This is a genomic window from Streptococcus mitis (assembly GCF_002096895.1).
Taxonomy (GTDB): Bacteria; Bacillota; Bacilli; order Lactobacillales; family Streptococcaceae; genus Streptococcus; species Streptococcus mitis_AH.
Genome location: NZ_NCVI01000020.1, coordinates 606,802 through 631,778, shown reverse-complemented (window position 1 = coordinate 631,778; position 24,977 = coordinate 606,802). Strand labels below are relative to the sequence as shown.

General features: G+C 40.1%; 26 protein-coding genes and 1 other RNA gene. 7 read left to right on the top strand and 20 right to left on the bottom strand.

Going from position 1 to position 24,977, the window contains the following annotated elements:
- Nucleotides 1-40: 40 nt before the first annotated feature.
- From ssrA to B7697_RS07735, 4 genes are all read right to left on the bottom strand, one after another.
- Nucleotides 41-388, bottom strand: a transfer-messenger RNA (tmRNA) gene (gene ssrA / locus B7697_RS07750).
- 61 nt (nucleotides 389-449) lie between these two features.
- Entirely contained in the window at nucleotides 450-1,085 is a 636-nt protein-coding gene (locus B7697_RS07745) for an SGNH/GDSL hydrolase family protein (protein WP_084951144.1), read from the bottom strand.
- Between the two features lies 1 nt (nucleotide 1,086).
- Nucleotides 1,087-1,914 carry an HAD family hydrolase gene (locus B7697_RS07740; protein WP_084951141.1) on the bottom strand — a complete coding sequence of 276 codons (828 nt, stop codon included), beginning with the start codon at nucleotides 1,912-1,914 and terminating at the stop codon, nucleotides 1,087-1,089.
- 21 nt (nucleotides 1,915-1,935) lie between these two features.
- Nucleotides 1,936-3,261, bottom strand: coding sequence for a CapA family protein (locus B7697_RS07735; RefSeq protein WP_004241626.1), 1,326 nt, complete (start codon nucleotides 3,259-3,261; stop codon nucleotides 1,936-1,938).
- A 174-nt stretch (nucleotides 3,262-3,435) separates the two neighbouring features.
- On the opposite strand from B7697_RS07735, the gene def reads away from it, so the two are divergent.
- Nucleotides 3,436-4,047 carry a peptide deformylase gene (gene def, locus B7697_RS07730; protein ID WP_001272956.1) on the top strand — a complete coding sequence of 204 codons (612 nt, stop codon included), beginning with the start codon at nucleotides 3,436-3,438 and terminating at the stop codon, nucleotides 4,045-4,047.
- Nucleotides 4,048-4,091: 44 nt separating this feature from the next.
- Nucleotides 4,092-4,820: a 23S rRNA (guanosine(2251)-2'-O)-methyltransferase RlmB gene (gene rlmB, locus B7697_RS07725; RefSeq protein ID WP_000855720.1), complete on the top strand. Its 729-nt coding sequence runs from the start codon at nucleotides 4,092-4,094 to the stop codon at nucleotides 4,818-4,820.
- Between the two features lie 234 nt (nucleotides 4,821-5,054).
- Here the strand turns inward: rlmB and trxB are convergent, their stop codons facing one another.
- The 7 genes from trxB to B7697_RS07685 all read right to left on the bottom strand — a co-directional run bounded on the left by trxB (nucleotide 5,055) and on the right by B7697_RS07685 (nucleotide 9,407).
- Nucleotides 5,055-5,966, bottom strand: a complete 912-nt coding sequence (trxB, locus tag B7697_RS07715) for a thioredoxin-disulfide reductase (protein ID WP_000272299.1) — start codon at nucleotides 5,964-5,966, stop codon at nucleotides 5,055-5,057.
- 65 nt (nucleotides 5,967-6,031) lie between these two features.
- Nucleotides 6,032-6,256 (bottom strand): DUF4059 family protein, encoded by a 225-nt coding sequence (locus B7697_RS07710; RefSeq protein ID WP_000926599.1) that lies wholly within the window; start codon nucleotides 6,254-6,256, stop codon nucleotides 6,032-6,034.
- A 77-nt stretch (nucleotides 6,257-6,333) separates the two neighbouring features.
- Nucleotides 6,334-7,077, bottom strand: a complete 744-nt coding sequence (locus tag B7697_RS07705; protein ID WP_000590965.1) for an amino acid ABC transporter ATP-binding protein — start codon at nucleotides 7,075-7,077, stop codon at nucleotides 6,334-6,336.
- On the bottom strand, nucleotides 7,077-7,877 hold the full coding sequence (locus tag B7697_RS07700) for an amino acid ABC transporter permease (RefSeq protein WP_084951138.1): 801 nt from the start codon (nucleotides 7,875-7,877) through the stop codon (nucleotides 7,077-7,079). The genes B7697_RS07705 and B7697_RS07700 overlap by 1 nt, the downstream gene beginning before the upstream one ends.
- A gap of 157 nt (nucleotides 7,878-8,034) precedes the next feature.
- Nucleotides 8,035-8,391, bottom strand: a complete 357-nt coding sequence (locus B7697_RS07695; protein ID WP_084951133.1) for an arsenate reductase family protein — start codon at nucleotides 8,389-8,391, stop codon at nucleotides 8,035-8,037.
- A 12-nt stretch (nucleotides 8,392-8,403) separates the two neighbouring features.
- Entirely contained in the window at nucleotides 8,404-8,913 is a 510-nt protein-coding gene (locus B7697_RS07690) for a methylated-DNA--[protein]-cysteine S-methyltransferase (protein WP_084951132.1), read from the bottom strand.
- Nucleotides 8,913-9,407: a GNAT family N-acetyltransferase gene (locus B7697_RS07685; RefSeq protein ID WP_084951131.1), complete on the bottom strand. Its 495-nt coding sequence runs from the start codon at nucleotides 9,405-9,407 to the stop codon at nucleotides 8,913-8,915. Before B7697_RS07685 ends, B7697_RS07690 begins: the two co-directional genes overlap by 1 nt.
- A gap of 134 nt (nucleotides 9,408-9,541) precedes the next feature.
- Between B7697_RS07685 and B7697_RS07680 the strand changes: the two genes are divergently transcribed.
- Together B7697_RS07680 and trhA are read left to right on the top strand one after the other, a co-directional pair.
- A complete protein-coding gene (locus tag B7697_RS07680; RefSeq protein ID WP_084951128.1) occupies nucleotides 9,542-9,988 on the top strand; it encodes a DUF1836 domain-containing protein in 447 nt (148 codons plus the stop codon).
- A complete protein-coding gene (trhA, locus tag B7697_RS07675) occupies nucleotides 9,985-10,632 on the top strand; it encodes a PAQR family membrane homeostasis protein TrhA (RefSeq protein WP_001097996.1) in 648 nt (215 codons plus the stop codon). Before B7697_RS07680 ends, trhA begins: the two co-directional genes overlap by 4 nt.
- Before the next feature lie 20 nt (nucleotides 10,633-10,652).
- Here trhA and pdxT read toward each other — a convergent pair whose 3' ends face one another.
- From pdxT to nox, 3 genes are all read right to left on the bottom strand, one after another.
- Nucleotides 10,653-11,234: a pyridoxal 5'-phosphate synthase glutaminase subunit PdxT gene (gene pdxT / locus B7697_RS07670; RefSeq protein WP_084951125.1), complete on the bottom strand. Its 582-nt coding sequence runs from the start codon at nucleotides 11,232-11,234 to the stop codon at nucleotides 10,653-10,655.
- Nucleotides 11,235-12,110 (bottom strand): pyridoxal 5'-phosphate synthase lyase subunit PdxS, encoded by an 876-nt coding sequence (pdxS, locus tag B7697_RS07665; RefSeq protein WP_000138517.1) that lies wholly within the window; start codon nucleotides 12,108-12,110, stop codon nucleotides 11,235-11,237. It lies immediately after the preceding gene.
- A gap of 153 nt (nucleotides 12,111-12,263) precedes the next feature.
- Nucleotides 12,264-13,643: a H2O-forming NADH oxidase gene (gene nox / locus B7697_RS07660; protein ID WP_084951122.1), complete on the bottom strand. Its 1,380-nt coding sequence runs from the start codon at nucleotides 13,641-13,643 to the stop codon at nucleotides 12,264-12,266.
- Nucleotides 13,644-13,951: 308 nt separating this feature from the next.
- Here nox and B7697_RS07655 point away from each other — a divergent pair, with 308 nt between their 5' ends.
- The 3 genes from B7697_RS07655 to B7697_RS07645 are packed head-to-tail and all read left to right on the top strand — an operon-like array spanning nucleotide 13,952 to nucleotide 16,797.
- Nucleotides 13,952-14,875, top strand: a complete 924-nt coding sequence (locus B7697_RS07655) for an FAD:protein FMN transferase (RefSeq protein WP_084951119.1) — start codon at nucleotides 13,952-13,954, stop codon at nucleotides 14,873-14,875.
- A gap of 59 nt (nucleotides 14,876-14,934) precedes the next feature.
- Nucleotides 14,935-15,540 (top strand): NADPH-dependent FMN reductase, encoded by a 606-nt coding sequence (locus tag B7697_RS07650; protein ID WP_000915954.1) that lies wholly within the window; start codon nucleotides 14,935-14,937, stop codon nucleotides 15,538-15,540.
- A gap of 18 nt (nucleotides 15,541-15,558) precedes the next feature.
- A complete protein-coding gene (locus B7697_RS07645) occupies nucleotides 15,559-16,797 on the top strand; it encodes an NAD(P)H-dependent oxidoreductase (protein ID WP_084951116.1) in 1,239 nt (412 codons plus the stop codon).
- 114 nt (nucleotides 16,798-16,911) lie between these two features.
- Here B7697_RS07645 and B7697_RS07640 read toward each other — a convergent pair whose 3' ends face one another.
- The 6 genes from B7697_RS07640 to ezrA all read right to left on the bottom strand — a co-directional run bounded on the left by B7697_RS07640 (nucleotide 16,912) and on the right by ezrA (nucleotide 24,950).
- Nucleotides 16,912-17,169: a DUF896 family protein gene (locus B7697_RS07640; RefSeq protein WP_000371284.1), complete on the bottom strand. Its 258-nt coding sequence runs from the start codon at nucleotides 17,167-17,169 to the stop codon at nucleotides 16,912-16,914.
- 41 nt (nucleotides 17,170-17,210) lie between these two features.
- Nucleotides 17,211-19,247, bottom strand: coding sequence for a glycine--tRNA ligase subunit beta (glyS, locus tag B7697_RS07635; protein WP_084951113.1), 2,037 nt, complete (start codon nucleotides 19,245-19,247; stop codon nucleotides 17,211-17,213).
- Between the two features lie 211 nt (nucleotides 19,248-19,458).
- The gene (gene glyQ / locus B7697_RS07630; RefSeq protein ID WP_000038736.1) at nucleotides 19,459-20,376 is read right to left on the bottom strand and encodes a glycine--tRNA ligase subunit alpha; all 918 of its coding nucleotides are present in this window, start codon (nucleotides 20,374-20,376) and stop codon (nucleotides 19,459-19,461) included.
- Between the two features lie 399 nt (nucleotides 20,377-20,775).
- Nucleotides 20,776-21,618: an aldo/keto reductase gene (locus B7697_RS07625; RefSeq protein WP_084951110.1), complete on the bottom strand. Its 843-nt coding sequence runs from the start codon at nucleotides 21,616-21,618 to the stop codon at nucleotides 20,776-20,778.
- A 77-nt stretch (nucleotides 21,619-21,695) separates the two neighbouring features.
- Nucleotides 21,696-23,087 (bottom strand): peptidoglycan-N-acetylglucosamine deacetylase PgdA, encoded by a 1,392-nt coding sequence (gene pgdA, locus B7697_RS07620; protein ID WP_084951107.1) that lies wholly within the window; start codon nucleotides 23,085-23,087, stop codon nucleotides 21,696-21,698.
- Between the two features lie 135 nt (nucleotides 23,088-23,222).
- Nucleotides 23,223-24,950 carry a septation ring formation regulator EzrA gene (gene ezrA, locus B7697_RS07615; RefSeq protein WP_084951105.1) on the bottom strand — a complete coding sequence of 576 codons (1,728 nt, stop codon included), beginning with the start codon at nucleotides 24,948-24,950 and terminating at the stop codon, nucleotides 23,223-23,225.
- Nucleotides 24,951-24,977: the final 27 nt, after the last annotated feature.

Genomic DNA, 24,977 nt, shown 5'->3' with positions numbered 1-24,977 from the left:
AACAACGTTTTAGAAAGATTTACAAAACAATGTAAATTATCAATGGAGCCGGTGGGAGTCGAACCCACGTCCAAACACCTGCCAACATATTTGTCTACAACCATAGGTTATGTATTAGTTTAACAGTCCCTCGACACATAACTCAAGCCTAGAAACTGCGAGTCTATAAATCTCTTATCAAGCCGCTAGACAAGACTTAATCGTATCTCGCTAATAATAAGACCTGTCATTGAACACGAGCAATCCAAATCGGGTCACGCCTGCTGGTTTTTAGGCAGCTAGAGCGTAAGAAGTGTTATTTTTTGCAGTTATATTTAACTGAGCGTTTACGTCGCCACACGAGTCGCAAAATATGCCTCATAATGCCTGTCGAATCCGTAACGACCCCAAAAGACAATAAAACCATTATACCTTATCTAACTCAAAAATGCAAAAAGGAAAGCAATGAACTAGAAAAGATAGTCTTTCAAGGCTTTTGTCAAAATCTGATAACCAGCAACACTGAGATGCAGTCCATCAGTTGTATATTCTTTCTTGAGTTGGCCTGCTTGATCTGTCAAACTATCAAAAGCTGTCACAAATTCTACTTGCATGTAGGCAGAAGCAAGCTCTTGAAAGGCTTGGTTCCACTCCTGAATTTTTGCATTCGTGCGGATATAGACTGTCTGCTTGTACTCCTCTCCCTCATTGACTGGCAAAATGGAAAGCAATTTAATCTCTGTCAATGGATAATCGCGAGCAATGGATTGTATGATAGCTTCGAGATTATTGAGTGCCTCATTCACAGGCACATCTTTTCCAATATCATTTGTCCCAATCAAAAGGACAATTTTATCTACTGCTCCACCGTACAGATGCGCATCTAGATTTTCTAATAACAGCCCTATCTGATAACCTCGAATGCCTCGATTGACAATCGTCTTTGAAGTCCCAAACAACTCCTGCAGAGGATAATATTCGACAATGGAATCCCCAATAAAAAGAATATCTGGTTCTACAACAGAAACCTGATTTAAGTGACGATACTTGATTTGGATTTTTCCTTGTTCCTTTAGGAGCCAATTTTCTAATAACTGTACTGCCACTTCAGTCTCCTTTTTCTAACCAGTTTTCCAAGACTTGATAAACTCCTCCTTGGCTGTTGGCTGGCGCTAAAGCAGTCGCCACAGCTTTGGCCTTGTCATCAGCATTTTCCATCGCATAGGCAATTCCAGCCATTTCAAGCATTTCAACATCATTTTCACTGTCGCCAAAAGCCATGACTTGTTGGGGGGTCAAGTCCCAACGCTTGAGTAATTCTTCCAAGCCCCATGCTTTATGAACTCCAGCTTGGAGGATATCAATACAACCATAGCCACTCGATACAGCACGAACACGGCCATCAAAGAGGTCATTGATTTCTTCCAAGACCGAACTCAAACGTTCCTCACCAACAACCATACTCATCTTGAGCACACCACCAAAGAGGTCAGAGGTTAATGCATCCACAAAATGCATCCGTTGGTAGAATTTTTCAATCATTTCTGGAGTCATAAAACTTTCAAGGTCTGTAAAAATCGTACCTTCTTTGACGAAACCACCCTTCATAGACGTTACAACAAACTGATCCTGACACGCTCGACCCTTAAAATGAGCCAAAGCCTTATCGACAATGGCATCATCCCAAGTCTGAGCCTGAATCAGTTCATTGTTTTCAAAAATACGAGCACCGTTTGCAACAACCAGAACCACCCGATCGACCAAGTGCTCCAGTAGTTGCCTCATGCGGTGAATTTCATTCCCAGTCGCAATGACAAAACGAATACCCCTTTGATCCAACTGATCTAAAATCTTTTCCAAACGTGGGAGATCAAGCTGGCCTCTAGCATCCAGCAAGGTCCCATCCATATCTGTTGCAATTACCTTAATCGTCATTTACTTTCCTCTGGATTCAAGCTAGTCCCACTTCAATCCCACATGTTCGTTCATTTCTTTGTAGGCTGTATCAATTCGTTCCTTAGTCGCTTCATCTAACTGGTCACGATGACTACCACCCTCGATAAAATCTTCTAAGATATAAGTTTGGTATAGGAATAGTGGATAACCTTCTGGAGAATAGGTTCCTTTTGGTGTACGGTTTACCCAAGAAGGATGCGCTTTGGCAGTTTCGATTGTCGTCTTACCGGCTTTTTTCTTAACAGTCACATCCATGAGCACGCCACGCTCTGTCCACTTAGCATTCTCTTCATCTTGCATGGTTTCAATTCGTTGATTGGAAATGAAGTTCCCCATTGAATAGATAATGAGTTTCTTGTCCCCATCTTTTTCAACCGTTTCAGATGGTTCAACTACGTGAGGGTGCCCTCCAAAGATAATATCAGCTCCCCAATCAATCATCTTGTGATAAAGAGCCTTTTGTTCTTCAGTTGGTTCCAAGCGATACTCCACACCCATCTGAGGCATGATAATGGTGATATCCGCTTCCTTCTCTGCCCGTTCAATTTCAGCCTTCATCTTGTCTTCATTTAGGTCTGAAAGATAGCGGGTATAGTCTTCTTGAGAAATACTTTGCTCAATTCCATTAAAACCATAAGAATAGGCCAAAAGTGCAACCTTGATACCGTTCACTTCCTTAATAACCAGTGGAGCTTGATCACGTGACTCATGCGTATACACTCCAATAGGTGTCATTCCTGCCTTTTCAATAGCATCTGCTGTTGAAACCACACCTTCTATTTGTGAATCTAGGATATGGTTATGCGCCAAGTCTAGCACTTGATAACCGGCATCCTTGATGGCATCCATGACTTCTCCAGGTGCATTAAATAGCGGATAACCAGCCAAATAGTGGTCCTTATTCACAGTACCTTCAAAATCACCTAAAATCAAGTCTGCTTGTTTGAGCCATGGTTTTACATATTCAAAATTTTCATGGAAATCATAGGTCCCATCTTCTTTTAAAGCAGAACGATAGATGGGAATGTGATAGAGGAGGTCCCCGTTGGCCATAATTCTAGCAGTTTTCTCCTCGTCCTGATCTTTAGCATTTTGGTTCGTCTTATTTGCTTCTTGAGAAATGGCATCCTTTTTTTGACTGGTTAAAGGGATTCCTTGGAAGCTTTCAAACAACAAGACCAAGCCCATTGATAAAGCAACTGCTAGCAAGAGTATGGCCACAAATCCTTTATTACTCCACTTGCGATAACTCCTAAAAAAGTTTACCAAACCCCTCATAAAACGAAAAGCTGAACCACGCTGATTTCGATCTTGTCTTCTTTGCATCTTCATTCTCCCTACTTTCTAATGCAAGCCTTTTCTTTTTATTATATCACAGATAAGTAATTCTTTCACAATTGAATCGAACCTACTAGGCATTTTCTATAAAAGCTCAATGCCGTAATGCTTTCAATCCTTGTCATTTTGTGATATCATGTAGAGGTAATGAAAGGAGAGAAAATGTCTGCAATAGAACGTATTACAAAAGCTGCTCATTTAATTGATATGAACGATATTATCCGCGAGGGAAACCCAACTCTACGCGCGGTTGCTGAGGAAGTTACTTTCCCCTTGTCTGACCAGGAAATCATTCTTGGCGAAAAGATGATGCAATTCCTGAAACATTCCCAAGATCCTGTCATGGCTGAGAAAATGGGGCTCCGAGGTGGGGTTGGACTTGCTGCTCCTCAATTAGATATCTCAAAACGTATTATCGCTGTTTTGGTGCCAAACATTGTCGAAGAAGGCGAAACCCCACAGGAAGCTTACGACTTGCAAGCTATTATGTACAATCCAAAAATCGTCTCTCACTCAGTTCAAGACGCTGCTCTTGGTGAAGGAGAAGGTTGTCTGTCTGTTGATCGCAACGTACCTGGCTATGTAGTCCGCCATGCTCGCGTTACGGTTGACTACTTTGACAAGGATGGAGAAAAACACCGTATCAAGCTCAAAGGCTACAACTCCATCGTTGTTCAGCATGAAATTGACCACATTAACGGTATCATGTTTTACGATCGTATCAATGAAAAAGACCCATTTGCAGTTAAAGATGGTTTACTAATTCTAGAATAAAGAAAATCCCGTTGCAAGACGGGGTTTTGTGTTATAATAGAGGCATGAAAACAAATGATATTGTCTATGGCATCCACGCCGTTACCGAAGCCCTCCTTGCAAATACTGGAAACAAACTCTACCTCCAAGAAGACCTACGAGGTAAGAATGTTGAAAAAGTCAAGGAACTAGCTACAGAAAAAAAGGTATCCATTTCTTGGACCTCAAAAAAATCCCTCTCTGAGATGACTGAAGGTGCTGTCCACCAAGGTTTTGTTCTACGAGTGTCCGAATTTGCCTATAGTGAGCTGGACCAAATCCTTGCCAAAACACGCCAAGAAGAAAATCCTTTGCTATTGATTCTGGACGGGTTAACTGATCCTCACAACTTAGGCTCCATCTTAAGAACCGCTGATGCGACCAATGTTTCAGGAGTCATCATTCCCAAGCACCGTGCTGTCGGAGTTACTCCTGTCGTTGCTAAAACAGCCACAGGTGCTATTGAGCATGTTCCAATTGCCCGAGTAACCAATCTAAGCCAAACTCTAGACAAACTCAAGGATGAAGGCTTCTGGACCTTTGGAACAGATATGAATGGGACTCCTTGCCACAAGTGGAATACAAAAGGGAAAATCGCCCTCATCATCGGAAATGAAGGAAAAGGCATCTCTAGCAACATCAAAAAACAAGTTGATGAGATGATTACCATTCCTATGAATGGACATGTTCAAAGTCTCAATGCCAGTGTTGCTGCAGCCATCCTCATGTACGAAGTTTTTCGAAATAGACTATAAAAAAGTTTCCAGTCATCTGATTGGAAACTTTTTATGATTATACTCAATGAAAATCAAAGAGCAAACTAGGAAGCTAGCTGTAGACAGCTCAAAGCACTGCTTTGAGGTTGTAGATAAGACTGACGAAGTCAGCTCAAAACACTGTTTTGAGGTTGTGGATAGAACTGACGAAGTCAGTACCCATACCTACGGTAAAGCGAAGCTAACGTGGTTTGAAGAGATTTTAGAAGTGTATTAACTATGTTCTGTGATAAATTTATAAGCTTCTTGACCAGCGATAGCTCCATCTCCAACTGCTGTTGTCACTTGACGAAGGTCTTTCTGGCGAACATCTCCAACTGCAAAGATACCGTCAACTGCAGTTTTCATGTGGTTATCTGTCACAATCCAACCTGCCTGATCTTGGATATTCAATTCTTTAACAAAATCGCTAAGAGGATCCAATCCAACATAGATAAAGACACCACCGAAGGCTTGTTCTGTCACTTGACCTGTTTTCACATTTTCAAAAACGACAGATTCTACTCTGTTTTCACCCTTGATTTCCTTCACTACAGAATCCCAGATAAAGCTGATTTTCTCATTCGCAAAGGCGCGGTCTTGTAAAACCTTTTGGGCACGAAGTTGGTCACGACGGTGAACAATGGTAACAGTCTTAGCAAAACGAGTCAAGAAGAGGGCTTCTTCGACAGCTGAATCTCCGCCACCAACTACCAACAAATCTTGGTCACGGAAGAAAGCACCATCACACACGGCACAGTAAGAAACACCACGACTGTTCAGTTCTTCTTCTCCAGGTACTCCCAAAGGACGGTGTTTAGAGCCAGTCGCTACGATAACGGTACGAGTTTCATATGTTTGGTCATCAGTCATCACTTTCTTAAAATCACCATGGTCTTCGACATTTTCAACATAACCATAAATGTGCTCAACACCAAGATTTTCAAGCGGTTCAAACATCTTTTCTGCCAATTCTGGCCCACTAATATTAGCGTATCCAGGGTAATTTTCAATATCAGATGTATTATTCATCTGACCACCTGGCAGACCACCTTCAATCAAGGCTACTTTCAGATTGCTTCGAGCAGCATACAAGGCTGCAGTCATACCTGCAGGTCCAGCACCGATAATAATAGTATCGTACATATAGTTTCCTTCTTTCTTGTTGTAACTATCTTTATTCTAACTCTTTCTTGTCAATCACGCAAGGATTATGCCTTGAAAACAAGAATTAAACTCATAACCGCAAAGGATAATACTGGAACAACCAAAACACCAATCATAATCATATCATAGAGATGGGCTTGGCGAGCCTTGGCTGTCTTATCAACTCCCGACATGGCTCTCAGTCCAATCCAAATCCCTAAAAAAATCAGGACGAGGATGGTGGTCAAGATCAAACTCTCGAAATATAAAGAAAATAGTTGCAGTAGCATGATTTCTCTCATTTCTATCTTTTTTAAAGAGTAAACTCAGCTAGTCCAGCTAACTGAGTTTTTCTTTATCTATTATATCAAATATAAGTCCGTTTGTAACTAGCGAAGAATTCTTTTGTTCGCTCTTCTTTAGGATGGTGGATAATCTCATCCGGTGTTCCAGACTCAATGATTTTCCCCTTATCTAGGAAGAGAATCTTATCCGCAACTTGAGCTACAAAGGACATGTCATGACTAACCAAAATCATGGTTTGACCTGACTTAGCAGCATCTGCAATAGACTTTTCTACTTCGCCGACCAATTCTGGATCAAGGGCTGAAGTTGGTTCGTCTAAGAGCAAGACATCTGGTTTCATGGCAAGTGCACGCGCTAGGGCAACCCGTTGCTTCTGTCCACCTGATAAATGGCGAGGATAATGGTTTTCGCGGTCAGAAAGCCCAACCTTAGCCAACTCTTCCTTGGCAATCTTGGTTGCTTCTTGGTCGGATAATTTCTTGACAACAACCAAGCCTTCTTTCACATTATCAAGTGCTGTTCGGCGTTCAAACAAATTAAACTGTTGGAAAACCATAGACAACTTACGGCGTAGGGCAAGGATTTCTTCTTGAGTGATTTTAGAAAAATCAACTGAGAAATCATCAATCTGAATAGAGCCACTGTCAGGTGTTTCAAGATAATTGAGACTACGAAGGAAAGTTGATTTTCCAGCTCCTGAAGAACCAATCAAGGCTACAACTTCCCCTTTTTGAATATCCAAGTCCAGATGATCCAAGACAGTCTGTCCTGAAAAGGATTTGCTTAAATTCGAAATCTTAATCATTAACGAAGGTCTCCTTTCACATCTGTTTGCACTGTATCAGGTGCGGAAATAGCCATTTTTCTCTCGATGAAACGACCAAGACTTTCAATTCCGATATTGACTACCCAATAAACAAGGGCAACGGAGATAAAGCGTTCAAAATAACGATAATCGGCACCACCCAAAATCTGAGCTTGGGCAAAGACTTCCACAACACCCGCACTAAAGGCTAGGGAAGTCCCCTTGGTCAAACCGATTAGGGAATTGATCAAGGTTGGAGTCGCCACAACGGCCGCATTTGGAATAATCACGCGACGATAAACTTGTGCTCGGGTCATACCCAAACTGCGTGCTGCCTCAATCTCACCAGGATTAACTGAGAGAATCGCTGCACGAATGGTTTCACTAGCATAAGCTGCCTCATTAAATGCAAAGGCAACAATCGCAAAAGCAGCAGCTGGAATCGCATTGATATTGAGACCAGTACCCCATTGCTGATTGAGAGCTTTCAAAGCCAAAGGAATCCCATAGTAGGTCAACATGAGTTGCACCAAAATCGGTGTCCCCTTTAAGAAACTAACAAAGAAGGCCTGCAAGGGATATAAGATTTTGACACGATTAATTTTCACAATGGCAAAAATCAATGCCAAAACCAAGCCAAAAAGAGCACCACCAATGGTCAACATAATCGTTGTTGGAAGTTGTTGGACAATTCGTGGAATTCCATCAAAGACCGAACGCAGGCTAAAAAGCTTACCATCCGGAATCAATTGCATCAAGTTTTGGTACCAATCTGATGCTAAAATCGTTGTAACATTCATAAAAACATCCTCTCCTGATAATGATTCATTCTACCATACTTCTGCCGTCAATGAAATTATTTGCTACGGTCAGATACAGACTTTGTCTATCTACTAGTTTATCATACTTTGAAACAGGGAGGTTATATATTTTATCTATCAAAGAGATAAGTAAAAACTATTTCAATCCCAATTCTTCATAAGGTTTTCGATAACCAATTTGCTTAACAGTCCCATTTTCTACTAAAATTGGCCGTTTTAACAACATACCGTCACTTGCGAGCAACTCAGCTGCTTCTTGGTTTGACAAACTTCCTACCTTATCTTTCAACCCCAATTCACGGTATTTGATACCACTGGTGTTGAAAAATTGCTTCAACTCGAAACCTGAGGTCTCAAGCCAGTTTAAAATGATTTCTTGGCTGGGTGTTTCTTCCACGATATGGACGGCTTTGTAGTCCACACCTAATTGATTTAATTCTTGTTTTGCTTTTTTACAAGTTGAACATTTTGGATATTCGATAAATTCTAACATGTGTTTCACTTTCTATTTTATATCTTTAAAATCTGCGCCTTCATGCTCTAAGAGCCAAGCTTTCTTTTCTACTCCTGCAGCATAGCCTGTCAAACGCTTGCCTGCGCCCAGCACACGATGACAAGGTATTAGGATAGACCAAGGATTGCGTCCTACCGCTCCGCCAATTGCTTGAGCAGAATCCACTTGAAGATCTTTGGCTATTTGTCCATAGGTCACTGTCTGACCATAAGGAATTCCCTGTAAGTAGGACCAAACTCTCTTTTCAAAATCCGTTCCGATTGGAGCCAAGGGCAAGTTGGATAAATCCTGAGACTTGCCTTTAAAGTAAGCATCTAAGCAAGCAATAACTGGGTCTAAAATAGGATGACTAACAACTTCTTCTATTGTTTCATCTCCTATCCCCCTCTCAAAATGCTTCTGCTCCTGCACCCAAATTCCATACAAATGATGGTCATCAGCTACGAGAGAAAGGGAGCCAATTGGCGAAGAGTAGAGCATTTTTGCGTACTTCTTTTGCATTATTTCTTCAATTTTTGATAGGCCAAGCGTTCGCCATCAACTGGAACCTTACCAACCTGTTTAAAACCTAGTTTTTCAAAAATATGCTGCATGGCCTTGTTTGCAACATGCGTATCTGAGCGAAAATCTAGATAGTCAAAACCTTCAATCAAGCCCTCTAGGAAAGTCTGAGCAACCCCCTGTCCCTGGACATCTGCTGCCACAGCGATACAGTGAAAGACTAGGTACTCTGATTCCCCAGCTTGCCAGTTTCCTTCATAAATAGCTTCATAGGCTGCCTCTGTACTCTTGGTCACAGCAGCATAAGCTAGTAGTTCTCCTTCTTCCAAGGCTACGTAGGCTTGCCCTGAGATAATATCATCTATGATAACATCTGCATTTGGATAACCATTTTGCCATTGGTCACTACCAGCAGCTGCTAAACTTTTTTTAGCATCCTCCATCACCTGCATGATGGCATCTACTTCATTTGGAAAAGCTAAACGAATCTCCATCTTTTCTCCTCATTTCTGACTAGTTTCTCCCATCATAGCATAATTTAAGTCTTTCTACAAGCAGTTAAAACTTGACTTTATGTTTTTATTATTTTATAATCTAGTTATCAAAACTAGATAAAAAGGAGTTGAAAATGAAAACTACCTTTTCCTACCCCAAATGGGCAGAAATTCCAAACATTGACCTCTATCTAGACCAAGTTTTACTCTATGTCAATCAGATCTGCGACCCTCTCTCTCCTGATAAAGACAAGGGCCTAACAGCATCCATGGTCAACAATTATGTGAAACATGGTTACCTGACAAAGCCTGATAAGAAAAAATACCAACGCCAACAGATTGCCCGTTTGATTGCTATCACAACCCTCAAGTCTGTATTCTCTATTCAAGAAATCGCCCAGACACTTAATACTCTACAAAGTCAAGCAAGTTCAGACCAACTCTACGATGCTTTTGTGGACTACATGAACCAAGGAATTGATCCAGCAAACCCTATTATCCAAACCAGCTGTCAAACGGTTAAACTCTATCATCAAACTCTAGCCTTAATCCATCATACTAAAGAGGAGGTAATCCAATGAACACTAGTCTTAAACTCAGCAAACAACTCAGTTTCGGAGAAGAGATTGCTAATAGCGTGACCCATGCTGTGGGTGCAGTCATCATGCTCATCTTACTGCCTATTTCATCCACCTATAGTTATGAGGCACACGGATTTTTATCATCTATCGGCGTTTCCATATTCGTTATCAGTCTCTTTCTCATGTTCCTATCATCCACCATTTACCACTCTATGGCCTATGGTTCGACCCACAAATATGTCTTGCGAATTATTGACCATTCTATGATTTATGTTGCCATTGCTGGATCTTACACGCCCGTCGTCTTGACCTTAATGAATAACTGGTTTGGCTATCTAATTATTGCCATCCAATGGGGAACAACCATCTTTGGTATTCTCTATAAAATCTTTGCTAAAAAGGTCAATGAGAAATTTAGCCTTGCTCTTTACCTGATTATGGGCTGGTTGGTTCTAGCTATCATTCCTGCTATTATCAGTCAAACAACGCCAATATTCTGGAGCCTCATGGTAACTGGCGGACTCTGTTATACAGTTGGGGCTGGATTTTACGCCAAGAAAAAACCTTATTTCCACATGATTTGGCATCTCTTTATCCTAGCTGCGTCCGCACTCCAATACATTGCCATTGTTTATTACATGTAAAAAAGTTGAGAAACTCAGTCTCAACTTTTTTCTTTACACATATTGATAAAGTACTGATGCAAGCGCACATCATCAGTCAACTCTGGATGAAAAGATGTCACCAACATATTTTTGTCTTGGGCTGCAACGATTTGATTATCAACTGTTGCTAGAATTTCTACATCTTCTCCAACACTACTTATAATTGGACCACGGATAAAGGTCATTGGAATCTGACCAACTCCCTTACATTCTGCTTCCGTATAGAAACTGCCTAATTGGCGCCCATAAGCATTGCGCTCAACCACCATATCCATAGTTCCTAGATGACTCTCTTCCTGAGAAGTGATTTCCTTAGCCAGCAAAATTAATCCCGCACAGGTTCCAAACACTGGTAAGCCAGATAGAATGGCTTCTCGAATGGGAATCAGCATGTCCTGGTCACGTAAGAGCTTGCCCATGGTTGTAGACTCACCACCAGGCAAAATCAAACCCGACAAGTCACTCTGAGATTTCTGAAAATCCTCTAAATTTCTGATTTCAACACTCTCGACACCTAATTTATCTAGCACTTTTGCATGCTCTGCAAAGGCACCTTGCAAGGCCAATATTCCGATTTTCATCTATTTTCCTCGCTCTGCCATAAGAATTTGAATTTCATTTTCATTGATACCAACCATGGCTTCTCCTAAATCTTCAGAGATTTGTGCTAGGATTTGAGGATTTCGGAAGTTAGTGACAGCCTTAACAATAGCACTCGCTCGTTTAACAGGATCTCCTGACTTGAAAATACCTGAACCTACAAAGACGCCTTCTGCCCCTAATTGCATCATTAATGCCGCATCTGCTGGCGTTGCAACGCCTCCAGCTGCAAAGTTTACAACTGGCAATTTCCCATGTTCATGGACGTATTGAACCAATTCTACAGGTACTTGCAAATCCTTGGCAGCAACATAAAGTTCGTCCTCACGTAAGTTTTGAATACGGCGAATTTCCTGATTCATCATACGCATATGACGAACAGCTTGGACGATATCCCCCGTACCCGGTTCTCCTTTGGTACGAATCATAGAAGCACCTTCAGCGATACGACGCAAGGCTTCCCCCAAATCCTTAGCCCCACAGACAAAAGGAACTTGGAATTCTTTTTTGTCCACATGGAAACGGTCGTCTGCTGGAGATAAAACTTCACTCTCATCGATATAGTCAATCTCAATAGCCTCTAAAATCTGAGCTTCAACAAAATGCCCGATTCTGACCTTGGCCATTACTGGAATACTAACCGCTTCTTGGATTTCCTTAATCATCTTTGGATCACTCATACGGGAAACACCACCAGCTGCACGGATATCAGCTGGAATCCGCTCCAAGGCCATAACAGCAGCCGCACCAGCAGCTTCTGCAATGCGGGCCTGTTCAGGATTCTGAACGTCCATGATAACCCCACCTTTGAGCATCTGTGCCAAGTTTTTATTTAGTTCATAACGATTTTCAGTCATTTATTTTATCCTCATTATTTATATTGGTAGCTACCATTTCATTTTAAGTTAGATTAAAATGAAGTACAAGATAAAAAAAACGTAATTGTGTGGGTACAGATTGGCTAAAAAAACTATCTGACCTTAGCTTAAGGCCAGATAGTTCATCAAATTTTATTTTTCAGCTGTAAGGGCAGCCATTGTGATGTAGTTATATGGTTTGTTGAAGTGTGGCAAGAAGAATAGGTCTGTCAATGCCAATTTATCAATTGTCACATGTTCTTGGATAGCAAGTGAGAACATGTGGATTCCCATGCTGATTGCAGAATCGCGTGAAACCATTTGTGCACCAAGAATTTCACGGCTATCTTTGTCAAAGACAATCTTGATGGCTACTTCATGGTTATCATGTTTCATGAATTCTGGTTTTTGAAGATCGTTAAAGCCTGTTTCAGTTGCATTGTAACCAGCAGCTTTAGCTTTTTCAAGAGTCAAACCAGTTGAAACCATGTGAAGACCGTAGATTGAGATACCGTTTGATCCTTGAACACCGATTCCTTCCAATTCATGTCCACATGCGTTATATGCACCAACGATACCAGTACGAACAGCGTTTGAAGCAAGCGCAATGTAGCTAGTGTCTTTACGAGCGTTGTCATAAACAGTCGCACAGTCACCTACTGCGTAAACGCCTGGGATAGATGTTTCTTGTTTTTTGTCTACAAGGAAGGCACCGTTACGGAATAGTTCAATTTTTCCATCAGCAAGGGCTGTGTTTGGACGGAAACCAACTGCAAGGATAACCATATCCACATCAAAAGTTTCTTTATCAGTAATCAAGCGTTCAACTTTACCGTCACCCTCGATTGCTTTAACAGTTTGACCAAGCGCCAAGCGGATGTTGTGGTCTTCCAAGTTCTTCGCCATCATTTGTGTGAAGTCTTTGTCATAGTAACCGTTCAAAACAGTATCAACGATATCAACAAGGACAACTTCTTTTCCAAGACGTTCAAAGGCTTCAGCAAGTTCAACACCGATATAACCACCACCAACAACGGCGATTCGGTCAAGGTGTTGACTCTTATCAGACAATTTGTGAATCACTTCTTCAGCGTTTTGGTACAATTTCACGAATTGTACATTTTCAAGAGTTGCTTTAAATTCGCGGTTTCCTTTGACAATTTCAACACCTTCGATTGGTGGCAAGATTGGTGTAGAACCTGTAGCGAAAATCAATTTTTCGTATGATTCTTTGTGCTCTTCTCCTTCAACTTCTGCTGTAACTACTTTGTTATCATAGTCGATTGAAAGAACTGGTGAATTCATATAAACCTTAGCACCTTTAGCTTCCAATTTTTCTTTATCAGAATAGAACAAGCCTTCAGCACCGTCGATTTGTTCCCCAATCCAAAGGGCCATTCCGCAACCTAGGAAAGAGATGTTAGAGTTTTGGTCAAATACAACGATTTCGTTTTCATTTCCAAAATTATCCAACATAGTATTAATACATGCTGTACCAGCGTGGTTAGCACCAACTACAACGATTTTACTCATAGAAAAATTCCTACCTTCAATTTTTAAATTTACTCTTCTAGTATATCATTTACTGTTAGCGTTTACAAGAGTTTAGTTAATTTTCCCGATTTTTTTGTAAAAAAATGTAAATAATCTGTATTTTATCAGGCTTTCTTACAATTACTCTTTTTTCCTGAGCATATTTCTTGACAAGTTTACAAATTTTATTTGTGAAAACGCTGACTTTATGGTATGCTAGTATCATGGAAAGAAAATGTAAGGGGTTAAATTTAATATAAATTTACTATATTTCAGCCTTCTTTTCATAAGAGAAAGGAGTTGGTAGCTTGCCTCTTAGTTCACATTCCGAACGGCTAATGGGGACTACTATCACTATTTCATTAGTAGATGAGCAATCCGATATCTTGCTCCAAAAATCCTTTGATTTGCTCAAAGAGTTAGAATATCGTTTCAATGCCAATAGCCAAGAATCTGAGTTGATGGAAATCAATTATCAAGCTGGAATAGCTCCAGTCAAGGTTCATCCTGATTTGTTTGAATTGATTTCACTTGGATTAGAACATAGCCTAGCGCCCTCTAGTCATCTCAACATCAGCATTGGTCCCTTGATTCAAACCTGGCGCATCGGTTTTTCAGATGCCAAAGTGGCCCACCCCCAAGAAATTGAATCGGTGCTCCCTTTAATCAATCCTCATTCTATCGAGTTAGATTCTTCCACTTCCACTGTATTCTTGAAACAGAAAGGAATGAAGATCGATCTTGGTTGTTTAGCCAAGGGGTATAGTGCGGATAAGGTTGCCCAATTTCTGAGAGAAGAGGGAGTGACATCTGCCTTAATCAATCTGGGAGGGAATATCCTGACCATTGGTAAAAATCAGGAAAGAGGCAATCAGCCTTGGCAAATCGGGATTCAAGACCCAGCCAATCCTAGAGGGAATCACTTATTGACCATCCCTGTTGTCAATAAATCTGTCGTGACTTCAGGCATTTATGAACGTCATCTGACAGTCGATGGAAAAGACTACCATCATATTTTTGACAGTCAAACAGGCTATCCTGTTGAAACAGAACTTGCTAGTCTGACAATCATCTCTGATAAGTCAGTTGATGGTGAAATCTGGACAACTCGACTCTTTGGAGAAAGGCCTGCTTCTATCCTCTGGCAAGTCGAAAGTTTGGAGGGAATAGAAGCTATCCTCATCGATAAAGAAGGTCACTTAAGCTGTTCTTCAGGAATTCCTACTCTATAGAAATAGATATTTCAATGGAGTTCTAAAATCGTATTATGTAAAAAGAGAAAGGAAATCTCATGTTAAAACTTATTGCTATTGTTGGAACAAATTCAAAACGTTCTACAAACCGCCAATTGCTTCAATACATGCAAAAACACTTTGCTGAAAAAGCTGAAATTGAACTTGTTGAAATTAAAGACATTCCTGTCTTTAACAAACCAGCTGACAAGCAAGTACCTGTTGAAATTCTAGAAATTGCTGCTAAAATTGAAGAGGCAGATGGCGTTATTATCGGTACTCCTGAGTATGACCACTCTATCCCAGCTGTTTTGATGAGCGCTCTTGCTTGGTTGTCTTACGGTATTTACCCACTGTTGAACAAACCAATCATGATTACGGGTGCTTCTTACGGTACACTTGGTTCATCACGTGCCCAATTACAACTTCGCCAAATCTTGAATGCTCCAGAAATTAAAGCGAGTGTCCTTCCAGATGAATTCTTGCTTTCACATTCTCTTCAAGCCTTCAACCCAAGTGGAGACCTAGTAGATCTTGATGTTATCAAAAAACTGGATGCTACTTTTGACGACTACCGTATCTTTGTAAAAATCACAGAAAAATTGCGCAATGCACAAGAATTACTGCGCAAAGATGCTGAAGACTTTGACTGGGAAAATTTGTAAGATAGGAGACCAAAAAGAATGAAATTTGTTGGACTTGTAGGATCAAACTACGATCAATCATATAACCGTAAGCTCTTGGAATTCATCCGTCGTCACTTCAAACTCAAATTTGAATTAGAAGTCCTCGAAATTGATGAAGTTCCAATGTTTAACCAAGACGAAAAATGGGATGAAAGTTTCCAATTACGTTATTTATATAACAAAATTACTCGTGCCGATGGTGTTATCATTGCTACACCTGAGCACAACCACACAATCTCAGCTTCCCTAAAATCTGTTCTTGAATGGCTTTCATACGAAGTTCATCCATTTGAAAACAAGCCAGTCATGATTGTGGGTGCTTCTTACTACGACCAAGGTACTTCTCGTGCCCAAGTTCACCTTCGTAAGATTCTTGACGCTCCAGGTGTCAATGCTTACACTCTTCCAGGAAATGAATTCCTTCTCGGTAAAGCTAAAGAAGCTTTTGATATTAATGGGAATATCACAAATGAAGGAACTGTTAATTTCCTTGAAACATGCTTGGACAACTTTGTAAAATATGTGGGAGTCGTTTCAAAATTGAAAAAACCAAAACCAATTGAACCAGAAGATTTATATTGTACAAATTCAATTGCAACTACCATTCAAGGTGTTGATCCAGATGATCCTGAATGGGTAGAAAAAGCTGCTGAACTTGTTGGAGCTGTTTCTGGAGATACTTACGTTAAATTAGACCACGGTATCTTGACAGTTAACCAACTTGACATGTTCTTGAAAGCAATGCCATTTGAATTGACATTTGCAGATGATAATAATCAATTCTTGTACTTTAATAACGCCCACCAAGATCCAGATACAATGTTTGGTAAACGTGTACGTGCTCAATCAGGAAATAGATTAGGAACAGTACACGGTACATTGCCAGATTCTAGAATGAAAAACGTTGAATGGGTTGTCGGCGTATTGCGTAACGGGGATCAAGAATATGTCCGTACAATTGTGCCGGGAACACCTGAAGGTGTTATTAATACCCATAATTACCAAGCAATGTACTATCCAGATGGTTCATATGCTGGAATTAATGAGATTATCTTTAATTTCCAACCATGGCTTGACTGGTACCTCAATACAACTGGTCAACGTTTAGTCGGTGGAAATGCTGCAGCTCCTGCTGGAGGACATGGCGGAGCAGATGCCACATCTGGAGCTTCTGATGCAGGTGATGCTGGAGGTCACGGTGGTGGCGCAGACGCTACATCTGGCGCAAGTAACTAATACTTTTAGGAACCATCTTGGTTCCTTTTTTCGTGATAAAAAAGACTAGCAGTTTTTGTCTGCTAGTCTTTTGGTTATTATTTTATCTATCTTTGTTAAAAGAAAGAATATTTATTATGAGTTTGGATCATCGAGACTACGGCCATGTAACCCTTTTTCACGTTGTACTTGGCGTAGTTTTTCTGGTGTAACATCGTTTCCTTCTTCGTCCACGATTTTAATTCCTTCAATGTGGTGACGAACAGTGCGACGATAACCTTCGATATACTCCTCACGTAGTTTGGCTTGTTCTACTTTTTCTTCCGGTGTCAAGCCTTCTGCTTTTTTCTTTTTAGCTAGCTCGTTGATACGAGCAATTTTTTTCGGATCCATTTCTTCTCCTTTGTGATAAGATAAAGTCCGTTTATCACATTTTATTTAGTGTTAATTTGGCTAAAACGAGCAAGTTTGGATGCTTTTTGAGTTAATTGCGACAAGATTGCCAAACGATTTTGACGGACTGCCTCGTCTTCAGCCATAACCATAGTATTCTCAAAGAAAGCATCAATAACTGGGCTAAGAGCAAAGAGCTGTTTCAATTGCTGACTTGCAGTACCTGATAACACAAGTGTATCTACTGCTTCAGCCAAGGCTTTTTCTTGATCATTTTCAAATAGTGACGAATCAACTGTAGCAACACCTTCTGCTTTCTCAGCCAAGTTAAAGGCACGAGAAAGTGATTCAACAGATGGTTTAAAGTCTTCTTCCTTACTTGCTTCTACGAGAGCACTTGCTGCTTCCAACATATCCGCCACGACAAAGTTTGATCCTGCAAGAACAGCTTCCTTGATATCTTTTGGAGTAGACCCCATCATCTTATCAACACGAGCCTTGATAAAGTCCATAACTTCTGCTTTATTTTCATAAGTCAAGCTGTCAAATGTTAGATCATAAAGGCTATCAATCAGCTCATCCATAGCAATGTGCCAACCAAAGGCATCCAAGATACGAACCACACCTTGGGTCGCACGACGAAGGGCATAAGGGTCATTAGAACCTGATGGAATCAAACCTACTGAGAAGAAGCTCAAAATCGTATCCAATTTGTCTGCAATAGCAAGCACTGCGCCGACCTTGCTCTCTGGAAGTTCTCCTTCAGCTGAAGTAGGCATGTAGTGTTCACGAATAGCAGCTGCCACCGCTGGAGTTTCACCAGCAAGAAGGGCATATTTCTCACCCATAATTCCTTGGAGTTCGTCAAACTCACCAACCATACCTGTCAACAAGTCAAACTTGTAAATGGCTGCTGCACGGGCTAAGTCAATCGTTTCATCCGCTGACAAGCCTGCTTTTTCTGCCAAGAGAATAGCAATCTGCCCAGTACGAATCATGTGTTCACGAAGGGAACCAATTTTCTCATGGAAAGTCACATTGTTTAATTTTTCAACAAGGTCTGAAATGACCAATTTTTGATCTTCACGCCAGAAGAATTCTCCGTCTTCCAAACGGGCTACCAAGACTTTTTCATTTCCTTTAATGACATTTTCCAAATACTCTGCGTTTCCGTTACGAACAGAAATGAAGTTTGGCAAGAGTTTACCGTCTTGATCACGAACAACAAAGTAACGTTGGTGTTCTTTCATTGAAGTCACCAAAACTTCTTCTGGAACTTCAAGGTATTTGGCATCAAAACTTCCCATAAAGTCAGTTGGATATTCAACCAAGTTCAAGACTTCATTAAGCAAATCAGCATCAATTTCGATATGTACACCATGCTCAGCTTCGATTGCTTTGATTTGGTCAACAATCATTTGCTCACGTTCACGTGGATCTGCGATTACAAACTGCTTACGAAGATCTTCTTCATAGCTTAATGCTGACTGAATCTTAGTTTCTTGTCCCAAGAAACGATGACCACGGCTGACACGATCTCCCTTGATATCAAGGAAATCCAAATCAAACTCTTGCTCGTCCAAGAGAACTGTCAAAGTGTGTACAGGGCGGATATACTCAAAAGTGTTGTTAGCCCAGTGCATGCTGACAGGGAAAGTCAATGACTTCAAGACGTCTACTACACCTGGAACAATGTTCTCAACTGGTTGGCCCACTTCTTCCTTGGTAACATAGACATATTCTTCACCCTTGATTTCACGGAATTCGATATCTTCGACAGTCAAGCCTTTTCCACGGACAAATCCTTGGGCTGCTTTGGTGAAGTTTCCATCACTATCCAAGGCAATTTTCTTTGCTGGACCCTTGAAATCTTCTGTCAAATCAGACTGTTTGTTTGCAAGACCAGTCACACGAACAGCCAAACGACGTGGTGTTGAGAAGGTTTGAATAGCTTCAAAAGACAGACGGTTTTCCTTGAGGAAGGCTGCCATTTTTTCGCCCAGTTGTTTTTCACTTGGTGTGACAACATAGGCTGGTAATTCTTCAAGACCGAGTTCTACTAATAAGTTTTTTGTCATGTTTTTTCTCCGAAAAATATCTTTTTATTTTCCAGTTTGCCTTATGTGATTGGCACGTAAGCAACCAACTTCGTTGTTTCATTGCTAAAATTGGAGCCAAAAGTCTCCAATTTTGCCTAGTATCCTTAGCTTCACTAAGGATACCTTCATCACTGCGGCCACTGGTTCAGGGCTCACTCTGTTCGCCCATTTTCGTAATTTGTCACTCTCTTTATTCTGCGTCTTCTGCTAAGAGTTTAGCTCGTGTTTCTTCATCCAAAAGTGGGTAGCCTAGGCGTTTGCGTTCTGCGACAAAGGTTTTGGCTACGACACGGGCTAGGTTACGAATACGAGCGATATAGCCTGCGCGCTCTGTTACAGATACGGCACCACGCGCATCAAGCAGGTTAAAGGTATGTGAACATTTGAGAACATAATCATAGGCAGGGTGCACCAATCCTTCTTCCAAGGCACGACCAGCTTCTTTTTCAAACTTATCAAAGTTTTCAAGCAACATTTCTTGATCAGAAATTTCAAATGAATATTTTGAATGCTCGTACTCAGGCTGGATGAAGATTTCTCCGTATTTTACACCATCAGCCCACTCAATATCGTAAACAGAGTCAACCTCTTGGATGTAAGAGGCCAAACGTTCCAAACCATAAGTAACTTCCGCCGTCACAGGGCCAGTTGCCAATCCACCTACTTGTTGGAAGTAAGTGAACTGAGTAATTTCCATCCCATCAAGCCAAACTTCCCAACCAAGACCAGCTGAACCAGTTGATGGGTTTTCCCAGTTGTCCTCAACGAAACGAATATCGTGTTCCAAAGGATTGATTCCCAATTTTTCCAAAGACTCAAGGTAAAGTTCTTGGATGTTTGATGGAGATGGCTTCATAACCACTTGGAATTGGTGGTGTTGGTAAAGACGGTTAGGATTTTCTCCGTAACGACCGTCAGCAGGACGACGTGATGGCTCTACATACGCTGCATTCCATGGCTCAGGTCCGATAGCACGAAGGAAAGTGTAAGGACTCATTGTTCCCGCACCTTTTTCATTATCATAAGCCTGCATAAGCATACAACCTTGGTCATTCCAAAATTGTTGCAAAGTCAAAATAATTTCTTGAAATGTTAATTTCTTAGACATTGTTTACTCCTTTTTATATAAATTACTTGCGACACGAGTCTGCCTAGCCGATGTTACTAGACAAGACGAGTTAATACTGCTTCTAGCTTAAACAGACCTAAAGCAGTAGGACTAGATAGAAAATCAAAGACTGATTTTCTTGAAAGAAGACTCAGGTTCAAATTCAAAAAGAACCGAATTTCAACACCCAAGCCTTGCGACTAGGGGCGTCAGAAACGCGGTTCCACCCTAATTTATTACTTCATTGTTTTTGAAAATACTACAGAAAGCGCCAGCACTTTATTTTGCTCTACTTGGCTCCCACTATCCCAAGCTCGCTTGAAGAACGCCATAAGACTTTCTTTCCTGCTGACTATTATATCAAAAATCAGAAGAATGTACAATTCTTTTTATAATTTTCTAGAAATCCATATCATCAACTCGTGGAGCACCCGACTGGACAGCTATCGTTTTTAAGGTTTCTCGCTCCTCATGACTCAGTTCAATTGCAAAGCAATCAAGATTAGCCTGAATACGAGATGCTGTGACAGATTTTGGAAGTGGTAAAAATCCTTCTGCTAAGCTCCATGCCAAGGCTATCTGTGCAACAGACTTTCCGTGATTTTCAGCTATTTCTTGCACTTGCTTGCTATCAAATAATTCTCCCTGACCAAAAGGGCCCCAAGCTTCCAATAAAATTCCTTTTTCTCGACAATAAGTTACAACTTCCTCTTGATACACTCCTGGCGCCAAGCGGATTTGATTAACTGCAGGAACAATTTTTGCTGTTTCAAGCAAGGCATCCAAATGCTTGGGAAGGAAATTACTAACTCCGATAGCACGGATTTTACCTTCATTATAGAGATCTTCCATAGCTCTCCAAACTTCCGCATTTCGAATTTTCCATTGGTCATTCTCTCTGAGAGGCTTTGGGTTCGGCCAATGAATCAAATACAGATCCAAATAATCCAAACCCAGCTGAGCTAAAGACTCTTCAAAAGCCTGGCGAGCTTGCTCATAATTGTGATTTGTATTCCAAAGTTTACTTGTTACAAAAATTTCCTCCCTAGGAATCCCACTATCTTGAATAGCACGACCAACGCTTTCTTCGTTTTTATAGATGGCAGCCGTATCGATATGCTGATAGCCTGCCTTTAAAGCCTTCAAAACTGCTTGGTAGGCAATTTCTCCATTTTCAGCTTTCCAGGTTCCAAATCCTAGAACTGGAATTGTAACGCCATTATTTAAAGTATAAGATTTCATTTTTTTCCTTTCTAAATTAGAAGAAAATCCAAAGAGCCAAATTTTCAAGGAAAACTTATCTCTTTAGATTTTTTGTATTATTGATTGCGGTCGTAATAGATCTGATGAGCTTTAAGACGAGAGTCTAACAAATCTGGAATTGTCACAAAGTCATAACCCTGACCTTTCAAATAGTCAATGACCTTGGGTAAAGCATTCACTGTCTCAACATGGATATCATGCATGAGAATAATAGAACCATTCTTGACTTCACGCTGAATTTCTGTCAAAATAGATGCTTCATTTTTACTCTTCCAGTCCAGACTATCTACATCCCACATAATAAAGCTCAAATCGAGACTATTGCGAATGTCATCTGTAATAGCCCCATAAGGTGGACGCATAAGTTTAGAACTAGAACCCAGCACCTTAGTTAGCGCATCCTCAGTATCAGTAATTTGTTTTTTAGCTTCATCAAGGGAAAGTTTTGAAAGCACTGGATGACTCCAACTATGGTTTCCAATGACATGTCCATCCGATTTCATGCGTTTCAAAATCTCTTCATTTCCAGAAACATTCTTACCTAGCACAAAGAAAGTTGCCTTGATACCATACTTGGAAAGAGTATCTAATGCTTGATTTGTCGTTGCAGGATTTGGTCCATCATCAAAAGTCAGGGCCACTACTTTACGATTTTTCTTTTCATAATAAGCCTTATATAGCTCTGCATCCTTATCTAATAAATAAGAGGACTGAATAACTTCAAAGAAACTAGATACTGGCAAGGCAATCTCGTCTAGATTTTCAACTGACTGACTTGGATAAAGGATAATCTGACTATCCTTGTAATCAAAATTCCATGCAGACAAGTCTTGGTCAGAGAAACCTTTAACAACTTGATCAATCTTTTCTTGCTCCAATTTCTTATCCTGTAAAAAAGAAGTCAGTTCTTTTATCAGTTTCTCTTTGGCCTTACTAGCATCTGAAAATAGTTGATCAAGGGTAAAAGGTTTACCGTCTTCTGTCAAATGCACTTTCGCTAGACTAGTTTTTTCAGTCTCTTCAACTTTTGAAGAAGTTAAATCATAGACTTGTTTCATCACACTTCGGTTGACAATCCCTTTTAAAGTCGAATCCTGTTTCTCCGTATAATAAAAAACCAGATTTTCCTTGTCTTCCAGATTTTCCTTAATATCCTGTGTCATGATTTCTTTTACAGATGAAATCACTTGCTCCCCTTGGAGAGGATAATATGCAATTACTTCTGCTTGTCCCTTACGAAAATGATCTTTCTGATTTCCCTCACTTAATTGATCATCTTTCTCTTTTTTGAGAGATTCAATCCTTTGTTCAAAACTTTGCTTTGTATATACTTTGTATCCAATCATTGAACCAAGGACGCAAATACTTACCGAAAAGATAGCTACTAGGGCTATTAAACCGATTCTCTTTTTATCGTGCTCAACACGTTTTGCTCTACTTTTATCCATAGAGATATCATATCAAATTCAGGCTATAATTTCAATGAGAAATAAGTACTATCACTCGTTTTGAACAAAAAAATAGACTCCATAATATCTATAGGGGATTTACCCACTACAAATATTACAGAGGCTTTTATTATGTTAGAAACGAATCGTCTCACGTGTTTTTTCGTATGAAGTGACAAAACGGTTGGTTACACCTGGTTCTGCAACTTCCAAAGCTTGCGAAATCTTATCAAATGAAGCATGATAATCAAATTCTTTTTCAAAAATTTCTAATGATTCATTAAAGGCTTCTTGAATTCGTTCATCAAATGAGCGGTAACGGTTCGAATACTGTAGCAATTGTTCTGTCAATGTTGCATATTGAACAATATTATATGTTTCTTCTTCAAGTGCTTCCATATCATTGGTTGTAATTTCAAGCATACGGTTCACAGCTTCGATATTGACCTGGGCTTCTTCAAGTTCAGCCATCAACTCCTCTGTATGATTACTTGCTGTGAAGAACAACTGTAAGAAACTCTGAGGAATACCTGGAAGATTGCGTTTTTCCATATATCTCTTAATTGTGTGAAGACGATTAACATAAACATTTGCCTTCTGGCGAGCATTGATATCATCTTTTTCAATCTGAGCAAGACGTTGACTAACTGCAACTTGTTCATCTTCAATTTCCTTCAAAGTCGCTTGTAAGTTTTCTAAACGTTCTTCAAGCAATGAATAAGGCTCAGAATGTTCCTCTTGTTCAGAAGTTAATTCCAATACTGATTCTTCCAAAGATTCTAACTCAGCTTGTAATCTGTGAACATGACTAACATCCGTTTCAGATAATAGGTAATTATTACTCAATCGTTGAATATCTTCCACTAAAACAGCATTACTATCTTTCATGTGTTTCAGATATGTAGGAAGGGTTGCAACTAATCCTTCTACTACTTTTTGAGCAGCGATTTCTCGTGTAAAGATATCATAGAGTGCATTGATTTCTTCTTGAACTTGAGTATTTTCATACTCAGCATTATCCAACTCTAATTGTGCAATATTTTCGTGGTTTTTCTTCAAAGCTTCATAAAGCAATTGGAAGCGAGATTCAATATCCGTTTCAGCAAAATGATAGTTAGCATCTAAAAGCTTACGGTAACCGTCTTCCAAATCTTCCAATTGATCAGGTAACTCTTTAGATAATGTTTTTACAATTGCTGGCAGACGGTCAACAATGTGACTCAAGGCTAAGATATGATTTTCGGCATTATCCAAAATCACAGCAGCTTCTACTGGGTCACCTGAAGTGTTCAAAGTAACAAACTGAGAAAACTCTGATTGGATATTTTCCAATTGTTTCTCAATTTCAGATAAACCTTGGCCATATTCTTCAGAATGATCAGCCACTCGGTGTTGCAACTCTTCAAACAAGTCCAAGGTATGAAGAACACGTCCACTATTTTTAGACTCTTGTTTCTCCAAATCTGCCAAAGCATTGCGAATTGCCGCAATATCTTCTTCAATCAAGGTAATTTGACTCTCGATTTGGTCAATTTGATGACTGGCCTTGAAAAAACGGAATGAGTTGTTATAGCCTTCTGCCTCAAAAAGATTATTTTCGATATCGGCAAAAGAGTTAAGAGATAGGTCAACCCATTTTTGATTCCATTCGCGGAAAGTCACCTGACTTTGTCCAATCAAGTGCATATTTTTTACTGCTTCAACTTCATCGTTTACTGGAAGATTGTACAGCTCTTCTTTTTTCTCTTCTAAAATTGCTAATTTACTTTCATTGCGTTTTCGTACGTAGATTGCGATAGCATAGGCAATTACTAAGAAAATTGCAACTGCAATTGCAAGATAAATTACTAGTGTACCCGACATATTAAACTCCTTTTTTACTTGAAACAA

Coding starts and splice junctions, on each gene's coding strand:
- B7697_RS07640 (WP_000371284.1), bottom strand. CDS start 17,169: ATGGATCCGAAAAAAATTGCTCGTATCAACGAGCTAGCTAAAAAGAAA.
- B7697_RS07645 (WP_084951116.1), top strand. CDS start 15,559: ATGAAATTTGTTGGACTTGTAGGATCAAACTACGATCAATCATATAAC.
- pdxS (WP_000138517.1), bottom strand. CDS start 12,110: ATGACTGAAAATCGTTATGAACTAAATAAAAACTTGGCACAGATGCTC.
- glyQ (WP_000038736.1), bottom strand. CDS start 20,376: ATGTCTAAGAAATTAACATTTCAAGAAATTATTTTGACTTTGCAACAA.
- trxB (WP_000272299.1), bottom strand. CDS start 5,966: ATGTACGATACTATTATTATCGGTGCTGGACCTGCAGGTATGACTGCA.
- B7697_RS07740 (WP_084951141.1), bottom strand. CDS start 1,914: ATGACGATTAAGGTAATTGCAACAGATATGGATGGGACCTTGCTGGAT.
- B7697_RS07710 (WP_000926599.1), bottom strand. CDS start 6,256: ATGCTACTGCAACTATTTTCTTTATATTTCGAGAGTTTGATCTTGACC.
- B7697_RS07695 (WP_084951133.1), bottom strand. CDS start 8,391: ATGTTAGAATTTATCGAATATCCAAAATGTTCAACTTGTAAAAAAGCA.
- B7697_RS07690 (WP_084951132.1), bottom strand. CDS start 8,913: ATGCAAAAGAAGTACGCAAAAATGCTCTACTCTTCGCCAATTGGCTCC.
- B7697_RS07625 (WP_084951110.1), bottom strand. CDS start 21,618: ATGAAATCTTATACTTTAAATAATGGCGTTACAATTCCAGTTCTAGGA.
- B7697_RS07680 (WP_084951128.1), top strand. CDS start 9,542: ATGAAAACTACCTTTTCCTACCCCAAATGGGCAGAAATTCCAAACATT.
- B7697_RS07705 (WP_000590965.1), bottom strand. CDS start 7,077: ATGATTAAGATTTCGAATTTAAGCAAATCCTTTTCAGGACAGACTGTC.
- ezrA (WP_084951105.1), bottom strand. CDS start 24,950: ATGTCGGGTACACTAGTAATTTATCTTGCAATTGCAGTTGCAATTTTC.
- B7697_RS07650 (WP_000915954.1), top strand. CDS start 14,935: ATGTTAAAACTTATTGCTATTGTTGGAACAAATTCAAAACGTTCTACA.
- pdxT (WP_084951125.1), bottom strand. CDS start 11,234: ATGAAAATCGGAATATTGGCCTTGCAAGGTGCCTTTGCAGAGCATGCA.
- glyS (WP_084951113.1), bottom strand. CDS start 19,247: ATGACAAAAAACTTATTAGTAGAACTCGGTCTTGAAGAATTACCAGCC.
- trhA (WP_001097996.1), top strand. CDS start 9,985: ATGAACACTAGTCTTAAACTCAGCAAACAACTCAGTTTCGGAGAAGAG.
- pgdA (WP_084951107.1), bottom strand. CDS start 23,087: ATGGATAAAAGTAGAGCAAAACGTGTTGAGCACGATAAAAAGAGAATC.
- B7697_RS07700 (WP_084951138.1), bottom strand. CDS start 7,877: ATGAATGTTACAACGATTTTAGCATCAGATTGGTACCAAAACTTGATG.
- def (WP_001272956.1), top strand. CDS start 3,436: ATGTCTGCAATAGAACGTATTACAAAAGCTGCTCATTTAATTGATATG.
- rlmB (WP_000855720.1), top strand. CDS start 4,092: ATGAAAACAAATGATATTGTCTATGGCATCCACGCCGTTACCGAAGCC.
- B7697_RS07735 (WP_004241626.1), bottom strand. CDS start 3,261: ATGCAAAGAAGACAAGATCGAAATCAGCGTGGTTCAGCTTTTCGTTTT.
- nox (WP_084951122.1), bottom strand. CDS start 13,643: ATGAGTAAAATCGTTGTAGTTGGTGCTAACCACGCTGGTACAGCATGT.
- B7697_RS07685 (WP_084951131.1), bottom strand. CDS start 9,407: ATGGAGATTCGTTTAGCTTTTCCAAATGAAGTAGATGCCATCATGCAG.